Below are 24,042 nucleotides of genomic sequence, written 5' to 3' on the forward strand. Positions count from 1 at the left end.
ATCAGCTGAGGTTAGGGGCACTGCCTGAAGGCTGATACACTGGTGCCCGTTTCGTTATTCAGGATTGTTCGTGACTATACCCCAAGACTCCAGAACATGCATTGATCTGCATTGCCATAGCACGGCATCCGATGGCGCGCTGTCTCCAGAGGCCCTGATAGCCAGAGCCGTTGAGCAGGGTGTTAGTCATCTGGCATTGACCGATCATGACACCATCGCAGGTCTCGAGGTGGCGAGAGGTGCGGCGTCAGGTTCCGGTTTGTCCCTGATTAACGGCGTGGAGCTTTCCTGTGTCTGGCGCAGTCATACCATTCATGTGGTCGGGCTCGATTTTGACGAACGTGATCCTGCGTTTCTCACCTCACTTGAGCGCCAGAACGAAAACCGCTGGCAGCGGGCTCGGATGATCGCCGACAGGCTAAGCCGCCTGAACGTCGACCAGCTTCTTGAGCGGGCGACGAAAGTGGCCGGAGGGGACGTGCCCGGGCGCCCGCATTTTGCCGAAGTTCTGGTAGAAGACGGTGTTGTACCCAAGGTGGCGCACGCGTTTAAACGGTATCTGGGAACTGGCAAGCCTGGAGATGTAAAGGCGTGTTGGCCCGATTTGCCGGAGGTGGTGCAATGGATCGTGGCGGCCGGCGGGATTGCTGTGCTGGCGCATCCCAGGAAATATCGTCTCACAGCAACCCGTTTACGGGCATTAACTGCGGATTTCGGCCGTGCCGGAGGGAAGGGCATTGAGGTGTCAGTGTCGGGCCAGTCCAGTGGCGATCTGGGTTTTGTGGCCGAGCTGGCGCGGCGGGAAAAACTCTGGGCCTCTCAGGGCAGTGATTTTCACTTCCCGGGAGCTCCCTGGTGTGAGCTGGGGCGCATAATGAAAATGCCAGAGGGGCTGGAGCCCGTCTGGCATCATTTTCGGCAACCGATTGAAGCCTGAGGCTTCAATCCGGCGCGTGGAACAACAGGTAGAGGTCGGTCAGAGAGTCGGGGATGGCCTCTGCCATCTTGGCTGACAGCTTCTCGTCATTCCGGACTTTCTGGAAGTCCTCGTCCTCAAACAGGCCGGACAGTGTCAGCATCGGCACCATAAGGTCCGCCACTTCATCCTCATCCGCAGCCTGAAGCCAGGCCTCCTCGTGCTCGAGGAAGGTATCGACAAAGCCCGCGCACCAGTTTTCCAGAGCATTCATCGGGTCGCCGTCTTCTGGCTCCGGCAGCTCCAGTGGCTGACCCATATCCAGGGCGTGGGCCATATCCCGTGCAAGCTCATTTACACAATGGGTAAACGTGTCGGGAATGCCGGTATCCGGCAACTGATCTGTGCCTGTGGCAAGGCGGAAGAGGTCTTCCGCCTTCAGGCTGACCGGCCCGATCACGCTGGCACACACCACGCCGTGGAACCCGAAAAAGTCCAGGGCGTGATCTCCCCAGGGTTCTGCGAACAGAATGTCTTCCAGCGCTTCGATGTCCGAGTTGCTCAGCATGATCAGTTGCTCCCGGCCTGCTTGGCCTCTTCTGCCTTTTTGGCTTCTTCGGCCGAGCGTTGGCGCTTGCGGACCTCCCTTGGATCATTATAGGCCCGGCCCGGAGTCACCGGGATAGCTTCCGATGCACTGGCTTCCTGAGTCTCTTCTTTCTGCTCCGCTGGCTTTTCGCTGGCCGGAGCTGGCTCGGCTGTTACGGGCTCTGCAGGCTGCTCCGGTTTGTCAGCGGGGTTTTCACTGCTGGATTCGGCCTGCTTCTCCGGCGCCGTATTTACTTCAGCCTCGGTTTTAGCGACCTCGGCTTTCTGTTCCGGCGCCTTGTCGGCTTTATCCTCGGCAGCTTTCTGGTCAGATGCCGCTCCGGTTTCCGGCTCAGCCGCCTTCGGTGAGTCAGCCTTGGCTTGCCGGGGTGCCTTGACCGGTTCTTTGTCTGCGGCTTTGGCAGGCTCGGCGCTCGCCTTTTCTGCAGGCTGCTCGGCTTCTGTTTCGGTGACCTGCTCGGTACGCTGAGGCTTGGCTGCCTGTTTCTGCTCGGCTTCTGCCGGCAAGCTCTCCTTGTCCCCCTTGTCTTCGGCAGCACCGGATTTTTCAGCGCTACCCGCAGAGCGAGGCTTGCGCTGGCGGCCGGAGCTACGGCCTCTGCGGCCGTCTGACTTCTCTTTGCGGCTGCCATCTTCCTTCGCCTCAGGCTTGTCTTCTGCTGACGGAGCCTCTTTCTGCTCTGGCTGTTCGGTTTTGGCTTCCGGCGTTGTTGCGGTCGCTTGCTCGGCTTTATCTACGTGCGGCTCACTGGCTTTAGCGTCCACAGCAGCAGTCTTGTCAGCCGCTTTTTCCGGCTGGGTATCTTTCTGGTGCTTCTCGCTGCGTTCCGCTTTGCGTGCTGCTGGCGTAGATGCCGGAGTCTCGGCGGGGGAGCCGTCCCGGTTACGTTGCCGGCGTGGTTTGCGTTGCTTGTCGTCACCGCCCTGCTTGTCGTTGGAAGGTCCCTTCTGGGACTCCTGCTGTTCCCGGTTGTCCTGCGGGCCTTTCTGGTCACGCTGGGGACGGTTCCGGTTCTGGCCGCGACCCTGTGAGTCCTTGCGGTTGTCCCGGCGGTTGTCATTGCCCTTGCTGTCGCCAGAGCGGTCGTCCCGGTTGGAACGGTTCTGGCCACCGCGTTCACCACGATTCTGATCGTCACCACGGCCACCACGATTGCGGCCCCGGTTGTCGTCGCCACGGTTCTGCTGGCTACCCTGGCGGCGATCGTTGCCGCTGCGGTTGCCGCCGGAGCGTTGGTCATCGCGGGCAACGCGGGATTTGCGGCGATCCTGGCGGGCCTGGTTCCGACGCTCTTCACTCCGGTTGCGGTTGGTGTCGCGGCTGGCTTCCTGCTCCGGTTCTTCGCCCCGGAAGAAGCACGCGATCTTCTTGCCCAGTTTGCGGAACAGGCCTTCTTCCTGCTCAGCAGCAGCCGTTGGCGCAGCGGCTGTCGGTGCTGGGGCTGGCGCAGAGGGGCGGATAGCTTTCACGGCGGCCTGTTCGCGCACCGGTTTCTCGGCACTTGCAACTTCTACGGCTGCCTCTTCCTCGCGCTCGCTGTACTGTTGAGCTACCTGATGGCTGGAGACATGCTCTGGAGAGGTTTCGTCCTGACGCAGGCGCAGAATCTCGAAGTGCGGCGTTTCCATGTTGGGCACAGGTGCGACCACAACCGCTACGCCTTGACGGGCTTCAATGTCGGCCAGCTGCTTGCGTTTTTCGTTCAGCAGGAAGGTGGCCACAGAAACCGGCACCATGGCTCGTACTTCTGCGGTCTTCTCCTTGGAGGATTCTTCGTAGATCAGGCGCATGATGCTCAGCGCCAGAGATTCGATACCCCGGATGGTGCCCTGGCCTTCACAGCGTGGGCAAACCTCGCTGCGGGTCTCGCCCAGTGAGGGACGCAGACGCTGGCGTGACATTTCCAGCAGGCCGAAACGCGAGATCTTGCCAACCTGAACGCGGGCCCTGTCGAGTTCCAGCGCTTCACGCATCTTCTGCTCGACTTCCCGCTGGTGTTTGGCTGGCGTCATGTCGATGAAGTCGATAACGATCAGGCCGCCCATATCCCGCAGGCGTAGTTGCCGCGCGATTTCTTCGGCCGCTTCAAGGTTGGTCTGCAGGGCCGTTTCTTCAATATCCTGCCCCTTGGTGGCCCGGGATGAGTTGATGTCAATGGACACCAGGGCTTCGGTCGGGTCGATGACAATCGAGCCGCCGGAGGGCAGTTTCACTTCGCGCTGGAACGCCGTTTCGATCTGGCCTTCGATCTGGTAACGACTGAACAGAGGGATTTCGTCCTTGTACAGCTTGATCTTGTTCTCGAAGGTGGGCATGACCGCCCGAACGAAGCTCAACACGTCTTCGTAAACGTTATCGGCATCGATCAGGACTTCGCCGATATCCTGGCGGAGGTAATCGCGCACGGCGCGGATGATCACATTGCTTTCCTGGTGGATCAGGAAAGGCGCTTTGCGCTCGCCAGCCGCCTGGGTAATGGCTTCCCAGAACTGTACCAGGTAGTCGAGGTCCCACTGGAGCTCTTCGGTGGTGCGGCCAATACCGGCAGTACGCACAATAATGCCCATGGACTTCGGCACCTGGACACCGTTCATGGCCTCTTTCAACTGGGCTCGGTCATCGCCTTCAATCCGGCGTGAGATACCGCCTGCACGGGGATTATTCGGCATCAGCACCAGATAACGGCCAGCCAGGGAGATGAAGGTGGTCAGGGCGGCGCCCTTGTTGCCACGCTCTTCCTTGTCGACCTGAACGATCACTTCCTGACCTTCAGAGACAACATCCTTGATGTTGATTTTGCCCTCAATCTGCCCGGGCGATTTCTTGAAATACTCTTTGGAGATTTCCTTCAGGGGCAGGAAGCCGTGGCGCTCTGCGCCAAAGTCAACGAAAGCCGCTTCAAGGCTGGGTTCTACGCGGGTAATGCGGCCCTTGTAGATGTTGGCCTTTTTCTGTTCGCGGGTACTGGATTCGATATCAAGGTCGAACAGCCGTTGGCCGTCAACCAGCGCGACGCGCAACTCTTCGGGATGAGTTGCATTGATCAGCATTCTTTTCATGGAAAGAAAGGGTTCCTGTCGTTTGTTGGTGACAGAAAACCGGGGGGATTCGCATCAGCGAAGCAGGATGTGCGTGCCGCGGGCCCTTTACAGCAGGCAGGCCGGCGGCCAGACGGATCATACCCTTATGGGGTGCAATCCTGGGTGTCTGAGACCACCGCCGACATCCCGCCTGCCGGTGGGCAGGTCGAGGTCGAATAGGGTGAGAGTCTGTTGACGCATAATATCCGTTTCAGGTTCACACAAGCCCCTGGGTCTCACGTCGTATTGGTTTGCTGGACGGCCCGGGTTTGCGTGGCAATGATTCTTCGCGATGTCGCCCGACGGTTTTCCAGTCGGTTTTCCTCTCCCGGAGCAGGTAACAGCCTTTCTCGGTCTGGCCTGTGATTCCGGGAGTCTGTTTCCCGCTGCATCCGTTAATGATTGGTTTTGCAGCGTTCAAACTCTTAATCAGTATCGGTATACTGCTGCCGCTCCGGCTTCTGACCAGAGTTCGTCAGGCCGTAGACAAACGGCAGAGCACTCCGGAATATAACAGGTACGGCGTGGGCAGGCAACTCCTCAGTTGCGTCCGTCCCGGTATGCTGGGGCGGCCATACGATGCCGCAATTCATCAACGCAAGGGTTTACATGTCGCGCTCCCCCGATTCCCGTAAGACAAAGGGTCGTCGCCCTGCCACGGACAAAGCCCGTGGTGTCGGAAAATCTGCTGTCAAAGCGGGGTCTGAGCGTGCTCCGGGAAAGGTGGCGACAGAGGTTCAGTGGATTACCGTTGATGAGGATATGGCAGGGCAGCGGGTGGATAATTTCCTGCTTGCACGATTGCGGGGGGTGCCTAAAAGCATTGTCTACCGCATTGTCAGAAAGGGTGAGGTGCGGGTAAACAAAGGGCGTGTAAAGCCTGATACCCGTCTTAATCCGGGGGATGTGGTCAGAATTCCGCCGCTGGTGCAGCAGGCCAGGGCGGAGCAGCCCAGGCCCGGCAGTCGGGTGCAGGGGGTTATGGAGGCTGCGGTCGTTTTCGAGAACGATGAAATGCTGGTGGTGAACAAGCCCTCCGGTATAGCGGTTCATGGTGGAAGCGGACTGAGTTTCGGTTTGATTGAAGTGTTGCGCTCGGCCCGGCCGGAAGCCAGGTTCCTTGAACTGGTTCATCGTCTGGATCGCGATACGTCTGGTCTGGTAATGGTGGCCAAAAAGCGATCCGCGTTACGGTTTTTGCAGGATGAGCTGCGGCAGAAGCGGATTCGCAAGTATTACCACGCTCTGGTGGTCGGCAGTTGGCCGGAAAATGTTGATCGTGTTGCTGAGCCGCTGTTGCGTTTTGAGATGCCTAATGGCGAGCGTCGGGTTCGGGTCAGTGAGGAGGGCAAAAGTTCCCTGACTTTGTTTACCTGTTTGCAGCGATTTCAGGGGTATAGTCTTGTTGAGGCATCGCCGGTGACCGGCAGGACTCACCAGATTCGGGTACACAGTGCCTGGGCGGGTCATCCGATTGCGGGCGATGACAAGTATATGGATGATGCGAGCCTGAAAGCTTTCCGGGCCATTGGTGGGCAGCGCTTGATGTTGCACGCCAGGGCTCTTGAGTTTTCGCTTCCGGGTTCGGGTGAGCCCATGCGGCTGGAAGCAGTATACGACGGGCCCTTTTCCGGGGTGCTCGAAGAATTGACCAAGCGAAGCGGGAAGCGGTCTTGATGAAGGTAAAAGTCGTTATTTTTGACTGGGACGGAACGCTGATTGATTCAGTGGACCATATCGCTGACAGCCTGCACCAGGCGGCAACGGAGCTGGGGTATCCAGAGCTGGAGCGAGAGGCCTATCGCGACATTATTGGTCTGGGCATGATTGAGGCGCTGGAGAAGCTGTATCCGGGTCTGAGTCGTGAGGAGATGGTTCGTATTCGTGAAGGTTATGCCGGTTACTTCTTCAAGAAGGTGACCACGCCCCAGAATGTGTTCGACGGCATGGCCGATGTGGTTGCCGATCTCCGGGGTTCCGGGCGTGGGTGTTCGGTGGCGACTGGCAAGAGTCGGCGGGGTCTTGAATTGGCGTTGACCTCCAGTGGTCTGGGGTCGCATTTTGATATCACGCGCTGTGCGGATGAAACCCGGTCCAAGCCGCATCCGTTGATGCTGGAGGAAATCCTGGCGTTCTACGGCTATGAACCGGAAGAGGCTGTGATGATTGGCGATACCCGTTACGATCTGGAGATGGCTCAGCGTATTGGCATGCCCTCCATCGGTGTGGAGTGGGGGGTGCATAAGCGTGATGTGCTTGAGACCTATGATCCTCATGCAGTGGTGAATTCAGTGGCGGACCTCCGGAAGGTGTTGGGTCTGCGCTAACAGCAGGACGTTGCAAGTAAGGAAGACGAATGAGCGAGTGGGATTCGGATAAGCAGTCGGAGTGGGGCGACAAGCCCGTTGAGTCAGAAGCCCGGGGCGCCCGAGGTGGCTTGTTTGGCAGCAGGAAGCCGTCGATGCCGCCGGAGACGGGGCGTGATTGGCGTCTGATTGAAAAGCTGGTGATGTCCTTGCAGGCAGAGCAGCGACGCAGTCGTCGTTGGGGTATTTTCTTCAAGCTACTCACGTTCGGATATCTGTTTGCGCTGCTGTTCATGATTCGTGCGCCCTTCGGAGAAGGCGTCGGGGCCACAGTGGGAAGCCATACCGCGCTGGTAGAGGTGAGTGGCCCGATTGCTGCTGATGAGCTGGCCAGTGCAGATAACCTGGTCGGGGCATTGCGTGCCGCGTTTGAGGCCGAGAGCTCGAAGGCGGTTGTGCTGCGGATTAACAGTCCGGGCGGCAGTCCGGTGCAGTCCGGCTATGTCTATGACGAGATCAAGCGGTTGAGGGAGGAGTATCCCGACAAGAAGATCTACGCGGTGATTTCTGATATTGGTGCATCGGGCGCTTATTACATTGCCGCAGCAGCCGATGAGATATACGCCAACCGGGCCAGTCTGGTCGGATCGATTGGTGTAGTGGCCGGTGGTTTTGGCTTCACTGAGGCGATGGAAAAGATTGGCGTGGATCGTCGTCTCTATACCGCAGGTGACAACAAGGCTTTCCTGGACCCGTTCTCGCCGGAGCAGGAGGAAGAGGTTGCGTTCTGGCAGAGTGTGCTTGAAAACACCCACAAGCAGTTCATCGAAGCGGTCAGGCAGGGACGTGGCGATCGCCTGGCGGATGACCCCAGGCTGTTCAGTGGCCTGGTCTGGAGTGGTGAGCAGGCGGTTGAGCTGGGGCTTGTAGATGGTCTGGGCAGTTCATCCTGGGTCGCGCGCCAGTTGGTGGGCGAAGAGGAGCTTGTCGATTACAGTCGCAGCCGCTCTCCTTTTCAGGAGTTTGTGGATCAGCTGGGGGTGGCCGTTGGTGAAGGTGTCGCAACCCGGTTGATGGAGTCACGACTGGAGCTCCGATAAGTTGCCTCGGGCATCAGTCCAGCAATGGATTGATGCCCAGCTCTCTCAGTATACGGGTGAGCGCAATCAGCGGTAGGCCGATCAGGCTGTTGGGATCGTCGCCCTGAAGGCGGCTGAAAAGGGCGATGCCAAGACCTTCCATCTTGAAGCTGCCCGCGCAGTCGTAAGGCTGCTCTTTCTGCAGGTAGCCTTCAATTTCCTCTTCCTGTAAGTCCCTGAAGTGCACCTCAAACGGTTCGCAGTGAGTTTGAAGGTTGCCGCTTCGGGTATCCAGAACGGCCAGACCGGTGAGAAAGCGCACCCGGTTGCCACTGCTTCGCATCAATTGCTGTTTTGCTGTGTCGTAGCGGCCGGGTTTGCTCAGGAGGCTGCCATCCGGTAATGCCGCCACCTGGTCGGAGCCGATGATGATATGGTCCTGAAAGCGCGGGGCGAGAGCTTTTGCTTTGCTTTCTGCAAGTCGGACGGCCAGGGCTTCGGCTGCTTCTCCTGGAATGGGTGTTTCGTCGATGTCGGGGCTGGCAGTGTCGAACGCAAGGTTGAGCCGGGCCAGCAATTGCTTTCGGTAGGGTGAGGAAGAGGCCAGTAGCAGCTTGGGAGGAAGCATAGGGTTTCAGGTCCGGTCGGTTGGATATGGGAGTTCTTTCGGGCTGATATCGTAAAATACCCCTATTCCGGGCGAAAGGCCCGGTAGAAAGTCGATTAAGTCTTTGACAGAGGCGGGTCTCGCCCCTAAAATTGCGCGCCTATGTCCAAAGCGCCGATCGTCGAACTGCCCAGATCTGTCGACCCAAACAAGTTGGCAGAGCAGAACACAACGCTTGAAGGGGTGATTCCTTTCAGGGGGCTTTCTCGTTTTCGTGAAGCTGTGCCGGGACTGCCAGAAGATGGTGAGTGCAGCGTAAAGCTGTCTTTCTATCGGGATGGGGAGCGTCGCCGGATAGTGTCGGGTGAGTTGTCTGCGCCGGTCATTCTGGAATGCCAGCGCTGCATGGGTGACATGCAGGTGACTCTGGAATCCCGTTTTGATCTCGGTCTGGTCATCAGTGATGAGCAGGCGCAGCGGTTGCCGAAAGCGTTGGAGCCATTTCTGGTAGAAGATTTCAACGCCGATCTCTGGGCAATGGTGGAAGACGAGTTGCTTCTGGTGCTGCCGCCATTTCCGCTCCACGAGCGGGAGGAGTGTCCGGCAAAAGAAGATCTTGAAGCGCTCGAAGAGCCCGAGGCTGCCGAAGAGCCCGAGACAGAGCAAAGAAAAGAGAACCCGTTCAGTGTTCTGGCGGGACTTAAGACGACAAAGCATTAACGTATTCGAAAATAGGTCAGGAGCATAACCATGGCTGTACAGCAAAATCGCAAAACTCGTTCAAAGCGTGGCATGCGCCGTTCACACGACGCACTGAGTGCTGCTGCTCTGTCTACCGACGCAACAACTGGTGAAGTTCATCGTCGCCATCACGTGTCTCCAGACGGTTTCTACCGTGGCAAGCAGGTGGTTGAGGCTCGCGACGAGTAATTCGTCGGGAATTTCTTCTGACCTGTGCCGCATGGACGAGTGGTGAACACGCCGGTCACCATTGCCATTGATGCTATGAGCGGTGATCGCGGTGCCGCGGTTGTCGTCCATGCTGCGCTGGAAGCAGTGCGTGAAAACGAAGCCTTGAGTCTTGTTCTGGTGGGAATCCGGAGCGAGCTCGAGGCTTTGTTGCATGAGGGGCATGCCCGTATTCGCATTGTTGAGGCTGCCGACGTCGTTCGTATGAACGAGCGGCCTTCCCATGCCCTCCGCCACAAGAAAAACTCCTCTATGGCCATTGCGCTCAGTCTCGTGCGGGACGGAGAAGCGCAGGGCTGTGTCAGTGCCGGAAATACCGGTGCGCTGATGGCATTCGGTCGCTCGATCATTCGGATGTATCCCGGGATTGAACGTCCTGCCATCGCAAAGCTGATCCCCTCTCTGCGTGGCCGTTGCCATGTCCTGGATCTTGGTGCCAACGTCGATTCCACAGCGGAGAATCTCTACCAGTACGCCCTGATGGGGTCCCTGATGGCATCCGCTATCTGCCGCCAGTCCGAGCCACGGGTGGCACTGCTGAATGTCGGTGAGGAAGAAATCAAGGGTAATGAACAGGTCCGGCTCGCATCACACATGCTGGCCCAGTGCGACACCATCAACTACATCGGTTATGTCGAGGGAAGTGACCTTTTTCGCGATGTCGCCGATGTTGTAGTGTGTGACGGTTTCGTGGGCAATATAGCCCTCAAGACCGGAGAGGGGGTTGCCGGCCTGTTGATCGAATTGCTGGAGCAGGCATTCACACGCTCCATGTACGGTCGTTTTGTGGGCTTGCTGGCCAGGCCGATTATCGGGCGACTTCTGCAATTGATGGACCCTTCCAGGCACAATGGCGCCAGTCTGCTCGGGTTGCAGGGTGTGGTCATCAAGAGTCACGGCAACGCCAATGAGCGGGCGATGCTGGCGGCGATCCGGCAGGCCGTTCGTGAGGTTCAGCTGGAAGTGCCACGAAGGATCAACGAAAGACTCGATGATCTGATGTTATGATCCCTCCTCGTTACCGGGAGCGCGACTAAAGTCGTCCCGCATCCCGGCTCTTATTCGCGGATAATTGGCCCTGATTGTACTATTGGCTAATCTTCAGTAACCCTTCAATGACGATAAGATTCCGCTTATGAAATCAGCGTTTGTTTTTCCCGGACAAGGCTCCCAGTCACTCGGCATGTTATCTGCTGCCGCTGAAGCGTGGCCGATGATCACCGAAACGTTTGACGAGGCGTCCAACGTTCTTGGCTATGACCTGTGGCATCTTTGTCAGCATGGCCCCGCCGAAGAGCTCAATAAAACCATGGTTACTCAGCCTGCTCTGCTGACCGCAAGTGTTGGGCTGTGGCGGCAGTGGTGTGTATCTGACGGCCCCCGGCCGGATTTTGTTGCTGGCCACAGTCTGGGTGAATACAGCGCCCTGGTGGCGGCGGAAAGCCTGGATTTTATTGAAGCTGTAAAGCTGGTTCAGCTGCGCGGTGAACTGATGCAGGATGCCGTGCCTGAAGGGCAGGGGCGTATGGCGGCCATTCTGGGTCTTGAGGACTCGGATGTGGTGTCGGCGTGTGAGGAGTCTGCTGAAGGTGATGTGGTTGCCGCAGTGAATTTTAACGCGCCGGGCCAGGTGGTTATTGCCGGTAGCGCAGCGGCCGTTGAAAGGGCCATTGAAGCCTGCAAAGCCAAAGGTGCCCGCAAGGCCATGCCGTTGCCGGTTTCGGTTCCCTCCCACTGTGCGCTCATGAAGGGGGCGGCGGAACAGTTGGCTGAAGCCCTTGAGGATATTCGGTTTAACGATGCTGTCATTCCCGTTGTCCAGAATGTCAATGCTGAGCCGGCAAGGGATGCAGAGGTGCTGAAAGCTAATCTGCTCAAGCAGCTATACTCACCGGTGCTGTGGACAAACTCGGTACAGCGGCTGTCTACCGAAGGGGTGGGTGTGGCTGTTGAGTGTGGCGCCGGCAAGGTACTGGCCGGTTTGATCAAACGTATCGATCGTTCTCTGCCGGTTCACGGCATCGAGAGTCCTGATTCTCTGGCTGAAGCCCTTAAGGCCTTTGGTCAGTCCTGATTACACGGAGTGAATTATGTCTTTGGAAGGCAAAGTTGCATTGGTAACCGGCGCCAGTCGAGGCATTGGCAAAGCCATTGCTCATGAACTTGCCCGGCAGGGAGCCGAAGTGGTGGGTACCGCGACCAGTGCCGAGGGGGCCCAGGCCATTACCGATGGCCTGAAAGAAGCGGGTTTCAGTGGCTATGGCATTGTTATGAATGTGGCAGAGCCCGAGAGCATCGAGGCTGGCCTCAAGCAGCTTGCCGAGCAATCAGGTGCGCCCCTGATTCTGGTCAATAATGCCGGCATCACCCGTGATAACCTTCTGATGCGCTTGAAAGACGATGACTGGTCTGAGGTTCTGGAAACCAACCTGTCCAGCGTCTATCGCACCAGCAAGGCGGTATTGCGTGGTATGGCGAAAGCCCGTTGGGGCAGAATCATCAATATCAGCTCAGTGGTTGCTGGTATGGGAAATCCCGGGCAGGGCAATTACTGTGCGGCGAAGGCCGGTGTTGAGGGTTTTACCCGTAGCCTGGCCAAGGAAATGTCTAACCGCGGTATCACGGCGAACTGCGTGGCACCTGGTTTTATTGACACAGACATGACCAAAAAACTGGACGATAAGCAGCGTGAGGCTATGCTGGAAATCATACCGGCTGGTCGCCTGGGGTCGCCGGAGGAGGTTGCCGCTGTGGTGGCTTTCCTGGCATCGGACGGCGCCGCTTACGTAACCGGAGAAACCATTCATGTGAATGGCGGCATGTACATGGGTTAAGTCCGTTCCGGGCTGGTGTGCAACCCCTTGTCGCACAACATGTTTGACAGAATCCCTGCTTGTTTGCAGGTGGGGTTTAAACTAAACTGGCAGCCATAGAGTTGCTTGGTTGACACATAAAGTGAGGACATTATGAGTACAGTTGAAGAGCGCGTTAAGAAGATTGTTTGTGAGCAGTTGGGCGTGAAAGAGTCCGAAGTTCAGAACACATCTTCTTTTGTAGAGGATCTTGGCGCTGACTCACTGGACACTGTTGAGCTGGTTATGGCCCTGGAAGAGGAATTCGAGACAGAGATTCCTGACGAAGAGGCCGAAAAGCTGGGCACCGTTCAGGACGCGATCGACTACATTGTCGCGCACACCTGATACCCTGCGAATCAGATAGCCAGGCAAAAGCCGTCCTTTGGGCTTATTGAAGGACGGCTTTTTTATTGGTCGGACATTGGCCAGCAGTGAACCATCAGAGACGGAACAATCGGGTGATTGGGGATATGAGCAAGCGACGGGTTGTCATCACGGGAATGGGTATGCTTTCTCCGGTGGGGAATGATGTGACGTCTTCCTGGGAAGCCATTCGTGCCGGACGCAGTGGCATCGGACTGATTGACCGCTTTGACGCGTCCGAGTACACCACTCGCATTGGCGGTGCCGTCAAGGATCTTGATATCGAGCCCTGGTTGTCCAGCAAGGAAGCGCGAAAGCTGGATGCCTTTATTCACTATGGCCTGATTGCAGCGCAGCAGGCGGTAGATGACAGCGGCCTTGAGCAATACAGCAAGCTCGACAAGGAGCGGGTAGGGATTGCCATAGGTTCAGGTATCGGTGGCCTGGAATACATCGAAAAGAACGTTCTTCAGATGGATAAGGCCGGCCCGCGCAAGGTTTCGCCGTTTTTTGTGCCGGCATCCGTCATCAATATGATTTCCGGTAATGCGGCGATCCGTTTCGGCTACAAGGGGCCGAATATTGCGATCGTGACCGCCTGTACCACTGGAACACACAATATCGGCTATGCCGCCAGAACCATCGCCTACGGCGATGCCGATGTCATGCTGGCCGGCGGCTCTGAAATGGCGACCACACGCAGCGGCGTGGCGGCATTTTCCTCCGCCCGGGCCCTGTCGACCCGCAATGATGAGCCGGAAAAGGCCAGTCGCCCCTGGGATCGTGACCGTGACGGCTTTGTACTCAGTGATGGCGCCGGCGTTGTGGTTCTGGAAGAGCTGGAACACGCCAGGGCGCGAGGAGCAACCATTTACGGCGAAGTCATCGGCTTTGGTATGAGCGATGACGCCCATCACATCACGGCCCCCCCGGCCGATGGTGAGGGTGCGGCGCGCTCCATGCGAAATGCCATCCGCGATGCCGGCATCAGCCCGGATCTGGTCGGATACATCAATGCCCATGGAACCTCCACTCAGGTTGGCGATGTGGCTGAGGTGGCTGCAGTCAAATCGGTGTTTGGCAGCCATGCGGAAAAACTGGCCATGAGCAGCACCAAATCCATGACCGGACACCTGCTGGGCGCCGCGGGTGCCGTTGAGGCTATATTCTCGGTATTGGCAGTCCGGGACGGGGTGTTGCCGCCCACCATCAACCTTGATCATCCGGATGAAGGTTGTGATCTGGACTTTGTGGCGCACAAATCCAGAGATGCCGATGTGAAGGTCGCGTTGTCGAATTCGTTCGGCTTTGGCGGCACCAACGGGACCCTGATCGTCAGCCGCTACGAGGGTTGAGCCCGGGTGTTGAAGCTCTACTGGGCAGACGACGACTGCCTGCTCCCTGGTGACCGGGGGCTGGCATATGGAGATGGCCTGTTCGAAACCATCAGTGTGAACGGGGATTCCGCGCCTTTGCTGGTCTATCACCTTGACCGGTTGATGCGGGATGCCGGGCGCCTGGGTATTCGGCTGAGTCGGCCCGAACTGGAGTCAGCGGTTGCCCATGCAATGAAGCGCTATGGCGCCATTCATGGCATCAGCCACTGGGTGCTCAAGCTGGTGGTAACCCGTGGCAGCGGTGGCCGCGGATATCGGCCGGCAGCTGATGTCAGCCCCCATCTGTATCTGTTCCATTCTGTTCTTCCTCCGCTACCGCCCGAAACCGGGGTTATGGTGGACTTCTCCCGGGTACCGTTGACGGTCAATCCACTCCTGTCTGGCATCAAGAGCCTCAATCGGCTGGAGCAGGTAATGGCGGCCCGTGAAATGAAGGATCCAACGTTTGAATTGCTGATGACCAACGCGGCAGGGCATGTAGTTGAAGGTACCAGAACCAATTTATTCCTGCATGGCCCTGATGGTTGGAGAACACCTCCGGCGGCCTCGTTGGCGGTTTCCGGTGTGATGCGCCGAAAGGTGATCGAATGCCTGCTCGCGGCGGGTGAGCCGTTCCGGGAATGTGAACTGCAGGTGGAGGACCTGCTGGGCCGCGAATGCCAGGGTCTGTACCTGACCAACAGCGTGCTTGGAGTTGTTCCGGTTCGCAATCTGGCGGGCCTTGATTTGCCTGTGGGCAACCGGCTTGCGACAATTTGCGATCCTCATAAGCGACCGGATTGATGCGCGTGTTCAAAAAGCTACTCGTAGGTATTGTTGCTCTTGCTGTTCTGGCGGTTACCGGCAGTGGTCTCTGGCTCTGGCAGGGTTTGAAAACACTTGAGACCCCGGTTGTCCTTGACGAGCCCACTCTGTTTTCTGTCGAGCCCGGTACGGCGTTTGGTCGCGTTGCGCGGGAGCTGGCTGCGAAAGGATTTGTGGATGATCCGCTCTGGCTGCGGATTCACGGGCGCCTGAACCCGGAGCAGACTCTGATCAAGGCTGGGGACTACGAGTTCACCTCTGGTATGACCCCGGTCGACATGATCAACCAGATGGTAGAAGGTAAGGTCAAGCTCTGGTCCGTGCAGTTTATCGAGGGCTGGACCTTTGCCGAGATGCGGGCAGCGCTGGCGCGCACCGACAGGCTCACCAGGCAGACCACCGATTGGACGGATGAGGAGATCATGGCGGCTCTGGGAGCCGAAGGGCAGCATCCCGAGGGCTGGTTTTTCCCGGATACCTACCTGTTTCACGGTGGTGAAACCGATCTCGATATTCTCAAAAGGGCCTACAACATCATGACCGAGGTCCTTGAGGAGGAATGGCAGAACCGTGAGGAAGGGCTTCCGTACGACAACGCCTATGAGGCACTGATCATGGCGTCGATTGTGGAGCGTGAAACCGGAGTGGCCGGCGAGCGACAACAGGTGGCGGGTGTGTTCGTCCGGCGCCTGAAGAAGGGTATGCGCCTGCAGACGGACCCAACGGTTATTTACGGTATGGGTGACAAATATCGGGGCCGGATTGGTCGCAGTGATCTTCGTACCTGGACACCCTATAACACGTATCGCATTGATGGCCTGCCGCCAACGCCTATTGCGTTACCGGGACGAGAATCCATTCATGCCGCGTTGCATCCGGATGACGGCGATGCCCTGTACTTTGTCGCCCGGGGGGATGGCAGTCACAAGTTTTCCCGTACGCTTGCCGAGCACCAGAAAGCCGTGCGTGAGTTCCAGCTGAACCGCCGGGAAGATTACCGTTCATTCCCGGCCCCGGATTCAGAAACCAGCAGTAACGGAGAGCAATGATTTTGGCCAGAGGGCGATTCATTACATTCGAGGGTACCGAAGGGGTTGGCAAGTCAACACAGCTGGATAACGCTGCGAAAACCCTGGAACGGCTTGGTATTGATTACATTGTGACCCGTGAGCCAGGTGGCACCCCTATGGCAGAAAGCATCCGTGAGCTGTTGCTGGCCCCCAGAGAGGAGTCAGTACACGAAACCACCGAGCTGCTGCTGATGTTTGCCGCCAGGGCTCAGCACCTCCATAACAGAATCCTCCCGGCACTTTCCGCCGGTAAGTGGGTTCTCTGTGACCGGTTTACCGATGCCACCTTCGCCTATCAGGGAGGTGGCCGTGGCGTCTCCAGAGAACGGATTGCGTTGCTTGAGGCTCTGGTTCAGGGTGAGATGCGTCCGGACCACGTTATCCTGCTGGATGCACCTGTGGAAACCGGTATGGCTCGTGCTCGAAAGCGCGGTGAGCTTGACCGGTTTGAGCGGGAGGCGCAGGCATTTTTTCAGCGGATACGGGAAACCTATCTGGAGCGCGCGACGGAAATGCCCGGGCGCTACCATGTGGTAAACGCCGCCTTACCCCTCGAGCAGGTATCCGAGAGTGTATCAGCCCTCCTGACCGCACTGGCAAAACTGCCGGTTTCTGACTGACAGCAGACAGATCGCTGGCGAATCCCGGTGTTTTCGTGCACTTTTTGTAATGTTCTGCTTTAATTGAGGAACATTCTCGATAACGGCTTTCAGTAGTAATGCTCAACGCGAAACTTTTGAAGCTACCCACGGCTGCCCAACAGCATCACCATGAACACCACCAGATCGTGGTCGGTGTGCGCGGGCAGGCGGAGCTGAGCATTGATGGATCCGGTGCCTGCCTCGACACCTGGAAAGCCTGTCTGGTACCTACAGAGGCGCGCCACGATTATTGTGGTGATCAGCAAAACCACGTGCTGGTCATCAATGTTGATCCCTTCTGCGCAGCACTGTCGACACCACTGCACTCGGACTACGACAAGTTGATGCGGCTGTTTGAGAAGCCGCGTACGGTACAGATGGATAACCGTATTCAGGGGTTGGTCCAGTTTGCCGCCGGTGAATTCGACCGTTCACCGGATAACCGGGCGCTGCATCAGCACCTCGCCGCCAGTATTCTTCATTGCATGGCTGAGCGCATCGTCGACCGCCCCCCCGTTTCCAGTAACAGAAACAGTCTCAATCCCGAGGACATCCGCCGCTATATCGTCGGCAATCTTCACCGCAAGATAACCGTCCAGGATCTGGCCGGTGTCGCATGCCTGAGTGTGAGCCGGTTTCATGAGATTTTCCGGCAGGTTACCGGGACAACGCCGCATCAGTTTCTGCTGCAAACCCGCCTCGATCAGGCAGTTGGGCTGCTATCCTCGACCTCGCTTTCGGTTTCTGAAATCAGCTATCGCACCGGCTTTTCATCGCAGAGTGCGCTGACCAACGCGCTCAGAAAACATCGGGGCATTACACCTTCCAGGCTACAACTGAATGAACATGTGGCCTGATTCAGGCGTGGATTCGTAGGTTTTGACGTCAGTCCCGTAGGATTCTGCAAAATAATCGTAGGATTTTGTAAGCCTCGAATCCGTAGTAATACTAATTTATATCGCCCGAGGACCGAGGCTCCGGAGCTGAGCTGGCTGGTCGCAAAGATCTGGCGATCAGCTATATTCAATGAGGAATCCCGGCAAGTTGATTCTTGCTACAGGTCTGACGAATCCGAGACATACAAAAAAACGGCACACAGTGCCGATCTTTGATCTGGTGTTGTGCCAATCGAGCGGATCTTATCCGACTCATAAAACCGGAGGAGCCATATGGCTATTGGAGTTTGGATCAGTCTATTTGCGTATTTCGCCCTGATGATCGTAATTGGCCTCTGGGCCATGCGCACATCATCAGCCACTGCTGAGGATTACATGCTGGGGGGCCGTGCCCTCAGTCCTAAAGTTGCGGCGTTGTCAGCCGGCGCATCAGATATGAGTGGGTGGTTGCTGCTGGGTTTGCCCGGCGCCCTCTATGTTACCGGTCTGGCCTCGGCCTGGATTGGTATCGGTCTGTTTGTTGGTGCTTTCATCAACTGGGTTGTGGTTGCACCCCGGCTGCGGGAGCAGACCGTGCATTATGGCAATGCACTCACCATCCCGGCGTTTCTGGCCAACCGTTTCCCAACCAAGGCTCTGCCGCTGCGCACAGTATCCGCCATCGTTATCGTGCTGTTCTTCGCGGTTTATACCGCCTCTGGCCTGGTTGCCGGCGGCAAGCTGTTTGAAAGCGCCTTCGCTGGTATCTTTAACTTCGGTGGCATGAGCGACTACGCCGCCGGTATTGTGATCACCCTGGGTGTGGTGCTGGCGTACACCGTTGTTGGCGGCTTCCTCGCGGTGAGCATGACGGACTTCGTGCAGGGCTGCATCATGATGCTCGCTCTGGTCATCATGCCTGCAGTAGTGCTGTTCGGCGAAGGCGGTGGTGGTTTCGCCCAGGCTTCCGAGACCTTGAACAGTGTGGATCCAACGCTCCTGTCGTGGACGGAAGGGCTCACGGTGATTGGCTGGTTGTCGGCGGTTACCTGGGGGCTCGGCTATTTCGGCCAGCCGCACATCATCGTACGTTTCATGGCTATCCGTACCGTGGGTGAGGTAGGGACTGCCCGTAATATCGGTATGTCCTGGATGGGCATCTCCCTGATTGGCGCGATCGCGCTGGGTGTGTTTGGCCGTGCCTACGCTGTACGTAATGGCCTGGACGTTGCTGATCCGGAAACCATTTTCATTGTTCTGTCAGATCTGTTGTTCCACCCGCTGATTACCGGTTTCCTGTACGCCGCTCTGCTGGCGGCAGTCATGAGTACCATCTCCAGTCAGTTGCTGGTTTCCTCCGCCTCGCTGACCGAAGACTTCTACCGTCTGTTCCTGCGCAAGGAAGCCACGGATAAAGAGTGTGTCAATGTTGGCCGGGCCTGTGTTGTGGCGGTTGGCCTGGTGGCAGCCTTTATCGCGTCTGATCCGGATTCCCAGGTTCTGGGGCTGGTCAGTAACGCCTGGGCGGGCTTCGGTGCTGCCTTTGGTCCGCTGATCATTCTGGCTCTGACCTGGCCGCGTACCAACGGTGCAGGCGCACTGGCTGGCCTGATTGTGGGTGCAGCCACCGTGATGATCTGGATCTCTCTGGGCTGGAATGGTGAGTTCATGGGTGGCCCGGGTGTGTATGAGATTATCCCGGGCTTCGTTGCTGCGTTTATCGCTATCGTTGTGGTAACTCTGGCCACTTCCGATGCCGGTGAGTACCAGCACATCGAGCGGTAACAGAATTCACTGGTAACAATCAGTGTTCTGATAAGGGCTCCCCGCGGGGAGCCCTTTTTTGTGCAGGAATTCGGGTTCTGGGGGCGGGTCGCGGGGTGGGTATGTCCTTTCTTCCGGGAAAAATAACTCGCTGCGCTCAGACATCTTTTTCCCTGCAGAAAAGACATACCCGCCCCACGCCGGCGTAGTACAGGCGCAGATTTCCCTGGGTAGCAATTGTTTTGGTTTACCGGGACACAAAAAAACGCCAGCCCGAAGGCTGGCGTTTTCAGATCAGAGGTAGGCTACCTCAGAAGATCTCAGGCTACGGAAGCCTCAGACGCCTTCTGGGTGTACTCTTCCATCTGGTCGAAGTTGAGATACTTGTAGATCTCTTTGGACATGCTGTTCAGGTCCTTGGCGTACTCCATGTACTCCGCCGGAGTCGGGAGTTTGCCCAGTACCGCGCCCACAGCAGCCAGTTCCGCAGAAGTCAGGTACACGTTGGCACCATCACCCAGACGGTTCGGGAAGTTACGGGTAGAGGTAGACAGAACCGTTGACTTCGGAGCGACACGTGCCTGGTTACCCATGCACAGGGAGCAGCCCGGCATCTCGGTGCGAACACCGGCGGTGCCGTAGGTGTTGAAGTAGCCTTCTTCCATCAGCTGCTGCTGATCCATCTTGGTGGGCGGAGACATCCACAGACGGGTGCTCAGGGCGCCCTTGTGTTGCTCCAGCAGCTTACCAGCGGCACGGAAGTGACCAATGTTGGTCATGCAGGAACCGATGAACACTTCGTCTACCTTGTCACCAGCCACTTCGGACAGGAACTTGGCATCGTCCGGGTCGTTCGGGCAGCACACGATCGGCTCTTTGATGTCAGCCAGATCGATTTCGATCACGTGGGCGTATTCTGCGTCTTTATCAGCACGCATCAACTTCGGATCTTTCAGCCACTCTTCCATCTGCTGGGCGCGACGCTCCAGGGTACGCGGATCGCCGTAACCCTCAGCAATCATCCAGCGCAGCATAACGATGTTGGAGCGCAGGTACTCAGCCACGGAGTCTTCCGACAGGTTGATGGTACAACCGGCAGCGGAACGCTCGGCAGAGGCGTCAGACAGTTCGAACGCCTGCTCGACAGTCAGGTGCTCCAGACCTTCGATCTCCAGGATACGGCCGGAGAATTCGTTGATCTTGCCTTTCTTCTCAACAGTCAGCATGCCCTGCTTGATGCCGTACAGCGGAATGGCGTGTACCAGGTCACGCAGGGTGATGCCAGGCTGCATTTCGCCTTTGAAGCGAACCAGAACGGATTCCGGCATATCCAGCGGCATAACGCCGGTAGCAGCGGCAAAGGCCACCAGGCCAGAACCGGCCGGGAAGGAGATGCCCATCGGGAAACGGGTGTGCGAGTCACCACCGGTACCTACGGTGTCCGGCAGCAGCATGCGGTTCAGCCAGGAGTGGATGATGCCGTCGCCCGGACGCAGGGAAACACCGCCACGGGTGCGGATGAAGTCCGGCAGGGTGTGCTGCATTTCAACGTCAACCGGCTTCGGATAAGCGGCGGTGTGACAGAAGGACTGCATCACCAGGTCTGCCTGGAAGCCCAGACACGCCAGGTCTTTCAGCTCGTCACGGGTCATTGGGCCAGTGGTGTCCTGGGAGCCTACGGTCGTCATGTGCGGCTCACAGTAGGTGTTCGGACGAACGCCTTTGCCTTCCGGCAGACCACAAGCCTTGCCAACCATCTTCTGGGCCAGGGTGAAACCCTTGTCGCCAGCTTCAGGATCCTTCGGCAGACGGAAAATGTCGGTAGCGCCCATGCCCAGAGCCTGGCGGGCCTTGTTGGTCAGACCACGGCCGATGATCAGCGGAATACGGCCGCCAGCCTGAACTTCGTCCAGGATCACATCAGATTTGAACTTGAACTCGGAGATGGTTTCGCCGGCTTCGTTCAGGATCTTGCCTTCGTACGGGCGGATTTCGATGACGTCGCCCATGTTCATGTTGTCAACCGGGGCCTCGAATACCAGGGCGCCAGCATCTTCCATGGTGTTGAAGAAGATCGGGGCAACCTTGTTACCGATACAGACACCGCCGGCACGCTTGTTCGGCACGCCCGGGATATCTTCACCGAAGAACCACAGAACAGAGTTGGTGGCAGACTTACGGGAAGAACCGGTACCCACTACGTCACCAACGAAGGCAACGGGCAGGCCTTTGGCCTTGATTTCGTCGATCTGGCTCATCGGGCCAGTTACGCCGGGCTCTTCCGGCTTCAGGCCGTCACGTTCCATTTTATAGGCAGCGCGGGCGTGCAGCGGGATGTCCGGGCGGGACCAGGCATCCGGGGCCGGAGACAGGTCGTCGGTGTTGGTTTCGCCGGTCACCTTGAACACCACCATTTTGGTGCTCTCGGGAACCTTCTTCTTGTTGGTGAACCACTCGGCGTTGGCCCAGGACTCAACCACGGACTTGGCAACGGCGTTGCCTGCGTCCATCTTTTCCTTCACATCGTTGAAGGCGTCGAACATGAGCAGGGTTTTCTTCAGCTGCTCACCGGCCAGCTCGGCCAGGTCGCTGTCGTCCAGCAGCTCAACCAGGGTCTCGATATTGTAACCGCCCTGCATCATGCCCAGCAGCTTTACGGCGTATTCTTTGCTGACCAGCGGGGAAGTGGCCTCGCCCTTGGCGATGGCAGACAGGAATGCAGCCTTAACGTAGGCAGCTTCGTCTACGCCCGGCGGAATGCGGTTTTCCAGCAGGTAAACCAGGGTTTCTTCTTCACCGGCCGGCGGGTTCTTCAGCAGCTCAACCAGGGCGGCGGTCTGCTCGGCGTTCAGGGGCTTGGGAGGAATACCCAGGGCTTCACGTTCGGCAACGTGTTCACGATAGGCTTCTAACACGATATGGACCCTCATCAGTTGGAATGTTCCGCGCTGTGGGCGTGATGCCCGGCGGGAGTTTTTTGGCGAAAAGGCCGCAGGAGCCTCTGAATAACGCCTCAAATCACTGATGGGGTTTCAGGATTTATTCAGAGACTCCTTGATCTGGCGCTGCATTCTATAGGAAACCCCTTATAAAGTTAAGTTGGACAGAGGTCGGAGGAATCTGTTAAGTGCGCTATACTCCGGCCTCCCGAATTTTCAGCCTGAACCGCGATATGAACGACGCCCTGCAAGAAATTCACGATTTCCTACCGTGCCGTACCCCGCAAACCTGGATTGACAGCGCCCTGGCAAACCAGGACCTGCTGCTGATCGACCATGCGCACTGTGAAAAAAAGGCCGCGTCCACGGCGCTGAGTCTGATGTACCGTTACGTGGACAACACCGAGTTGCTCAACAAGATGTCGCGTCTGGCCCGAGAGGAACTGAGGCACTTCGAGCAGGTACTGGCGATCATGAAAAAGCGGGGGGTTACCTATGCCCATCTGTCACCGGCACGGTATGCCGCCGGCCTGCGGGAAGCGGTACGAACAGAGGATCCCGGGCGGCTGGTCGATGTCTTGATCGTCGGCGCCATTATTGAGGCCAGATCCTGTGAGCGTTTTGCTGCCCTGGCTCCCTCGCTGGATGAAAAGCTGGCTGAGTTCTACAACAGCCTGCTTAAATCCGAGGCACGTCATTACCAGGATTACCTGACGCTGGCCGAGCAGGCCAATGGTGGCCCGGTGGATGAACGCGTTGTGCAGTTCCTGGCCATCGAGCAAAAGCTGATTGAATCTCCGGATTCCGAGTTCCGCTTTCACAGCGGCCCGGTTCTGGCAGGTTGAAGCTCCTGGCAAAGTGACATCCAGCGGGCGATTCCGGCGCTGCGGTATTTCTGTTTGTGCAGAATGAAGTAGAACTGACGGTCGAATTTCCGATAGTCGGGGACGCTCAGGGGGACCAGGCTACCGCGTTTGAAAGCGTCGGCCAGAACTACTTTGGACAGGCATCCGATGCCCAGATCCGCCTCGACGGCCCGTTTGATGGCCTCGGTATGTTCCAGTTCCAGCAGGATGTTGAGGTCTGGCAACAGGCCGTGCATCCCCCGTTCGAAGCTCTGCCGCGTGCCAGATCCCGGTTCCCTCATAATCCAGACCGCCTGACGAAGGTCCTCGTCGGTCAGAGCCTGTTTTCGGGCCAGGGGGTGTGACGGAGAGCAGAATACCGTCAGTTCGTCTTCCCGCCAGGGAATTACCTCCAGCTCCGGGGACTGTAGCTCGCCTTCAATCAGACCGATATCCAGTTCGAAGTCCCGGACCCGGCGGGCTATGGAGCTGGTGTTGGCCACCTCCAGTGAAACTTTCGGGCGGGTAGGGGTATTCATGTATTTGGCCATCACGCCCACGGCCAGATAGTTCCCTATAGTCAGGGTAGCGCCGACTTTCAGGGCGCCGACTTCTGAATGTTTACTGAACGCCTGTTCCAGTTCCGTGGCCTGCGCCAGCAGGGACTCTGCCTTGGGCCGGTAGAGTCGGCCGAGTTCGTTCAATTGCAGCCGTTTGCCCACGCGGTCGAAGAGCTGGATATCGAACTGGCTCTCCAGTTCTTTCAGGGCGCTGCTGGCGGCGGACTGGGACATGGCCAGCGATTCGGCAGCCCGGGTGATGTTCTGGAAATGGGCGGCGGCCAGGAAAACTTCGAGCTGACGAAAGCTGTATTTCATAGGGTCTCTTCCGGTGGAAGCTGTTTATCGGAAAAATCGAATAG

At 57.7% G+C, this 24,042-nt stretch carries 22 protein-coding genes; 17 read left to right on the forward strand and 5 right to left on the reverse strand.

Annotated features, from left to right (window positions below):
* The first annotated feature begins 70 nt into the window (after positions 1-70).
* Positions 71-937, forward strand: a complete 867-nt coding sequence (locus QPL98_RS00855) for a PHP domain-containing protein (protein WP_303292460.1) — start codon at positions 71-73, stop codon at positions 935-937.
* A 4-nt stretch (positions 938-941) separates the two neighbouring features.
* Here QPL98_RS00855 and QPL98_RS00860 read toward each other — a convergent pair whose 3' ends face one another.
* Positions 942-1,484, reverse strand: coding sequence for a YecA family protein (locus QPL98_RS00860; RefSeq protein ID WP_014421126.1), 543 nt, complete (start codon positions 1,482-1,484; stop codon positions 942-944).
* 2 nt (positions 1,485-1,486) lie between these two features.
* A complete protein-coding gene (rne, locus tag QPL98_RS00865; RefSeq protein WP_303292461.1) occupies positions 1,487-4,585 on the reverse strand; it encodes a ribonuclease E in 3,099 nt (1,032 codons plus the stop codon).
* Positions 4,586-5,215: 630 nt separating this feature from the next.
* Between rne and rluC the strand changes: the two genes are divergently transcribed.
* From rluC to QPL98_RS00880, 3 genes are read left to right on the forward strand one after another with little or no spacing between them, the layout of a single operon-like run.
* Positions 5,216-6,283, forward strand: coding sequence for a 23S rRNA pseudouridine(955/2504/2580) synthase RluC (gene rluC, locus QPL98_RS00870; protein ID WP_303292462.1), 1,068 nt, complete (start codon positions 5,216-5,218; stop codon positions 6,281-6,283).
* A complete protein-coding gene (locus QPL98_RS00875; RefSeq protein WP_023009931.1) occupies positions 6,283-6,933 on the forward strand; it encodes an HAD family hydrolase in 651 nt (216 codons plus the stop codon). Before rluC ends, QPL98_RS00875 begins: the two co-directional genes overlap by 1 nt.
* 29 nt (positions 6,934-6,962) lie before the next feature.
* A complete protein-coding gene (locus QPL98_RS00880) occupies positions 6,963-8,012 on the forward strand; it encodes a S49 family peptidase (protein ID WP_022991761.1) in 1,050 nt (349 codons plus the stop codon).
* Between the two features lie 13 nt (positions 8,013-8,025).
* Here the strand turns inward: QPL98_RS00880 and QPL98_RS00885 are convergent, their stop codons facing one another.
* The gene (locus QPL98_RS00885) at positions 8,026-8,619 is read right to left on the reverse strand and encodes a nucleoside triphosphate pyrophosphatase (protein WP_011785347.1); all 594 of its coding nucleotides are present in this window, start codon (positions 8,617-8,619) and stop codon (positions 8,026-8,028) included.
* A gap of 141 nt (positions 8,620-8,760) precedes the next feature.
* Between QPL98_RS00885 and QPL98_RS00890 the strand changes: the two genes are divergently transcribed.
* The 12 genes from QPL98_RS00890 (at position 8,761) to putP (ending at position 19,357) form a co-directional block, all read left to right on the forward strand.
* Positions 8,761-9,318, forward strand: a complete 558-nt coding sequence (locus tag QPL98_RS00890) for a YceD family protein (protein WP_011785346.1) — start codon at positions 8,761-8,763, stop codon at positions 9,316-9,318.
* Positions 9,319-9,348: 30 nt separating this feature from the next.
* Positions 9,349-9,528 (forward strand): 50S ribosomal protein L32, encoded by a 180-nt coding sequence (rpmF, locus tag QPL98_RS00895; protein ID WP_011785345.1) that lies wholly within the window; start codon positions 9,349-9,351, stop codon positions 9,526-9,528.
* A 42-nt stretch (positions 9,529-9,570) separates the two neighbouring features.
* Positions 9,571-10,575, forward strand: a complete 1,005-nt coding sequence (plsX, locus tag QPL98_RS00900) for a phosphate acyltransferase PlsX (RefSeq protein WP_014421134.1) — start codon at positions 9,571-9,573, stop codon at positions 10,573-10,575.
* Positions 10,576-10,702: 127 nt separating this feature from the next.
* On the forward strand, positions 10,703-11,641 hold the full coding sequence (fabD, locus tag QPL98_RS00905) for an ACP S-malonyltransferase (RefSeq protein ID WP_011785343.1): 939 nt from the start codon (positions 10,703-10,705) through the stop codon (positions 11,639-11,641).
* Positions 11,642-11,657: 16 nt separating this feature from the next.
* Positions 11,658-12,401, forward strand: coding sequence for a 3-oxoacyl-ACP reductase FabG (gene fabG, locus QPL98_RS00910; protein WP_011785342.1), 744 nt, complete (start codon positions 11,658-11,660; stop codon positions 12,399-12,401).
* Positions 12,402-12,533: 132 nt separating this feature from the next.
* Positions 12,534-12,767 carry an acyl carrier protein gene (gene acpP, locus QPL98_RS00915; protein WP_008938713.1) on the forward strand — a complete coding sequence of 78 codons (234 nt, stop codon included), beginning with the start codon at positions 12,534-12,536 and terminating at the stop codon, positions 12,765-12,767.
* A gap of 125 nt (positions 12,768-12,892) precedes the next feature.
* Complete coding sequence (gene fabF, locus QPL98_RS00920) at positions 12,893-14,140, forward strand: beta-ketoacyl-ACP synthase II (RefSeq protein WP_011785341.1); 1,248 nt, start codon at positions 12,893-12,895, stop codon at positions 14,138-14,140.
* A gap of 6 nt (positions 14,141-14,146) precedes the next feature.
* Entirely contained in the window at positions 14,147-14,965 is an 819-nt protein-coding gene (gene pabC / locus QPL98_RS00925) for an aminodeoxychorismate lyase (protein ID WP_023010472.1), read from the forward strand.
* Entirely contained in the window at positions 14,965-16,035 is a 1,071-nt protein-coding gene (gene mltG / locus QPL98_RS00930; protein WP_011785339.1) for an endolytic transglycosylase MltG, read from the forward strand. The genes pabC and mltG overlap by 1 nt, the downstream gene beginning before the upstream one ends.
* On the forward strand, positions 16,032-16,676 hold the full coding sequence (gene tmk / locus QPL98_RS00935) for a dTMP kinase (RefSeq protein ID WP_011785338.1): 645 nt from the start codon (positions 16,032-16,034) through the stop codon (positions 16,674-16,676). Before mltG ends, tmk begins: the two co-directional genes overlap by 4 nt.
* 98 nt (positions 16,677-16,774) lie before the next feature.
* A complete protein-coding gene (locus QPL98_RS00940; protein WP_011785337.1) occupies positions 16,775-17,554 on the forward strand; it encodes an AraC family transcriptional regulator in 780 nt (259 codons plus the stop codon).
* 312 nt (positions 17,555-17,866) lie between these two features.
* Positions 17,867-19,357, forward strand: a complete 1,491-nt coding sequence (gene putP, locus QPL98_RS00945; RefSeq protein WP_153740320.1) for a sodium/proline symporter PutP — start codon at positions 17,867-17,869, stop codon at positions 19,355-19,357.
* Positions 19,358-19,656: 299 nt separating this feature from the next.
* On the opposite strand, the gene acnB is transcribed toward putP, so the two are convergent.
* Positions 19,657-22,251, reverse strand: a complete 2,595-nt coding sequence (gene acnB / locus QPL98_RS00950) for a bifunctional aconitate hydratase 2/2-methylisocitrate dehydratase (protein ID WP_303292463.1) — start codon at positions 22,249-22,251, stop codon at positions 19,657-19,659.
* A 257-nt stretch (positions 22,252-22,508) separates the two neighbouring features.
* On the opposite strand from acnB, the gene QPL98_RS00955 reads away from it, so the two are divergent.
* Positions 22,509-23,120, forward strand: coding sequence for a tRNA-(ms[2]io[6]A)-hydroxylase (locus QPL98_RS00955; RefSeq protein WP_114435015.1), 612 nt, complete (start codon positions 22,509-22,511; stop codon positions 23,118-23,120).
* On the opposite strand, the gene QPL98_RS00960 is transcribed toward QPL98_RS00955, so the two are convergent.
* Positions 23,093-23,998 carry a LysR family transcriptional regulator gene (locus QPL98_RS00960; protein ID WP_014421143.1) on the reverse strand — a complete coding sequence of 302 codons (906 nt, stop codon included), beginning with the start codon at positions 23,996-23,998 and terminating at the stop codon, positions 23,093-23,095. The genes QPL98_RS00955 and QPL98_RS00960 overlap by 28 nt on opposite strands.
* Positions 23,999-24,042 lie beyond the last annotated feature (44 nt).

Origin of the sequence: Marinobacter sp. ST-43, from assembly GCF_030541085.1 — a bacterium.
Classification (GTDB): Bacteria; Pseudomonadota; Gammaproteobacteria; order Pseudomonadales; family Oleiphilaceae; genus Marinobacter; species Marinobacter nauticus.

What these genes read in the sequence shown, in the direction of transcription:
- QPL98_RS00860 (WP_014421126.1), bottom strand. Translation starts at nt 1,484, where the DNA reads ATGCTGAGCAACTCGGACATCGAAGCGCTGGAAGACATTCTGTTCGCA.
- rne (WP_303292461.1), bottom strand. Translation starts at nt 4,585, where the DNA reads ATGAAAAGAATGCTGATCAATGCAACTCATCCCGAAGAGTTGCGCGTC.
- rluC (WP_303292462.1), top strand. Translation starts at nt 5,216, where the DNA reads ATGTCGCGCTCCCCCGATTCCCGTAAGACAAAGGGTCGTCGCCCTGCC.
- QPL98_RS00875 (WP_023009931.1), top strand. Translation starts at nt 6,283, where the DNA reads ATGAAGGTAAAAGTCGTTATTTTTGACTGGGACGGAACGCTGATTGAT.
- QPL98_RS00880 (WP_022991761.1), top strand. Translation starts at nt 6,963, where the DNA reads ATGAGCGAGTGGGATTCGGATAAGCAGTCGGAGTGGGGCGACAAGCCC.
- QPL98_RS00885 (WP_011785347.1), bottom strand. Translation starts at nt 8,619, where the DNA reads ATGCTTCCTCCCAAGCTGCTACTGGCCTCTTCCTCACCCTACCGAAAG.
- QPL98_RS00890 (WP_011785346.1), top strand. Translation starts at nt 8,761, where the DNA reads ATGTCCAAAGCGCCGATCGTCGAACTGCCCAGATCTGTCGACCCAAAC.
- rpmF (WP_011785345.1), top strand. Translation starts at nt 9,349, where the DNA reads ATGGCTGTACAGCAAAATCGCAAAACTCGTTCAAAGCGTGGCATGCGC.
- fabD (WP_011785343.1), top strand. Translation starts at nt 10,703, where the DNA reads ATGAAATCAGCGTTTGTTTTTCCCGGACAAGGCTCCCAGTCACTCGGC.
- fabG (WP_011785342.1), top strand. Translation starts at nt 11,658, where the DNA reads ATGTCTTTGGAAGGCAAAGTTGCATTGGTAACCGGCGCCAGTCGAGGC.
- acpP (WP_008938713.1), top strand. Translation starts at nt 12,534, where the DNA reads ATGAGTACAGTTGAAGAGCGCGTTAAGAAGATTGTTTGTGAGCAGTTG.
- fabF (WP_011785341.1), top strand. Translation starts at nt 12,893, where the DNA reads ATGAGCAAGCGACGGGTTGTCATCACGGGAATGGGTATGCTTTCTCCG.
- mltG (WP_011785339.1), top strand. Translation starts at nt 14,965, where the DNA reads ATGCGCGTGTTCAAAAAGCTACTCGTAGGTATTGTTGCTCTTGCTGTT.
- tmk (WP_011785338.1), top strand. Translation starts at nt 16,032, where the DNA reads ATGATTTTGGCCAGAGGGCGATTCATTACATTCGAGGGTACCGAAGGG.
- QPL98_RS00940 (WP_011785337.1), top strand. Translation starts at nt 16,775, where the DNA reads ATGCTCAACGCGAAACTTTTGAAGCTACCCACGGCTGCCCAACAGCAT.
- putP (WP_153740320.1), top strand. Translation starts at nt 17,867, where the DNA reads ATGGCTATTGGAGTTTGGATCAGTCTATTTGCGTATTTCGCCCTGATG.
- QPL98_RS00955 (WP_114435015.1), top strand. Translation starts at nt 22,509, where the DNA reads ATGAACGACGCCCTGCAAGAAATTCACGATTTCCTACCGTGCCGTACC.
- QPL98_RS00960 (WP_014421143.1), bottom strand. Translation starts at nt 23,998, where the DNA reads ATGAAATACAGCTTTCGTCAGCTCGAAGTTTTCCTGGCCGCCGCCCAT.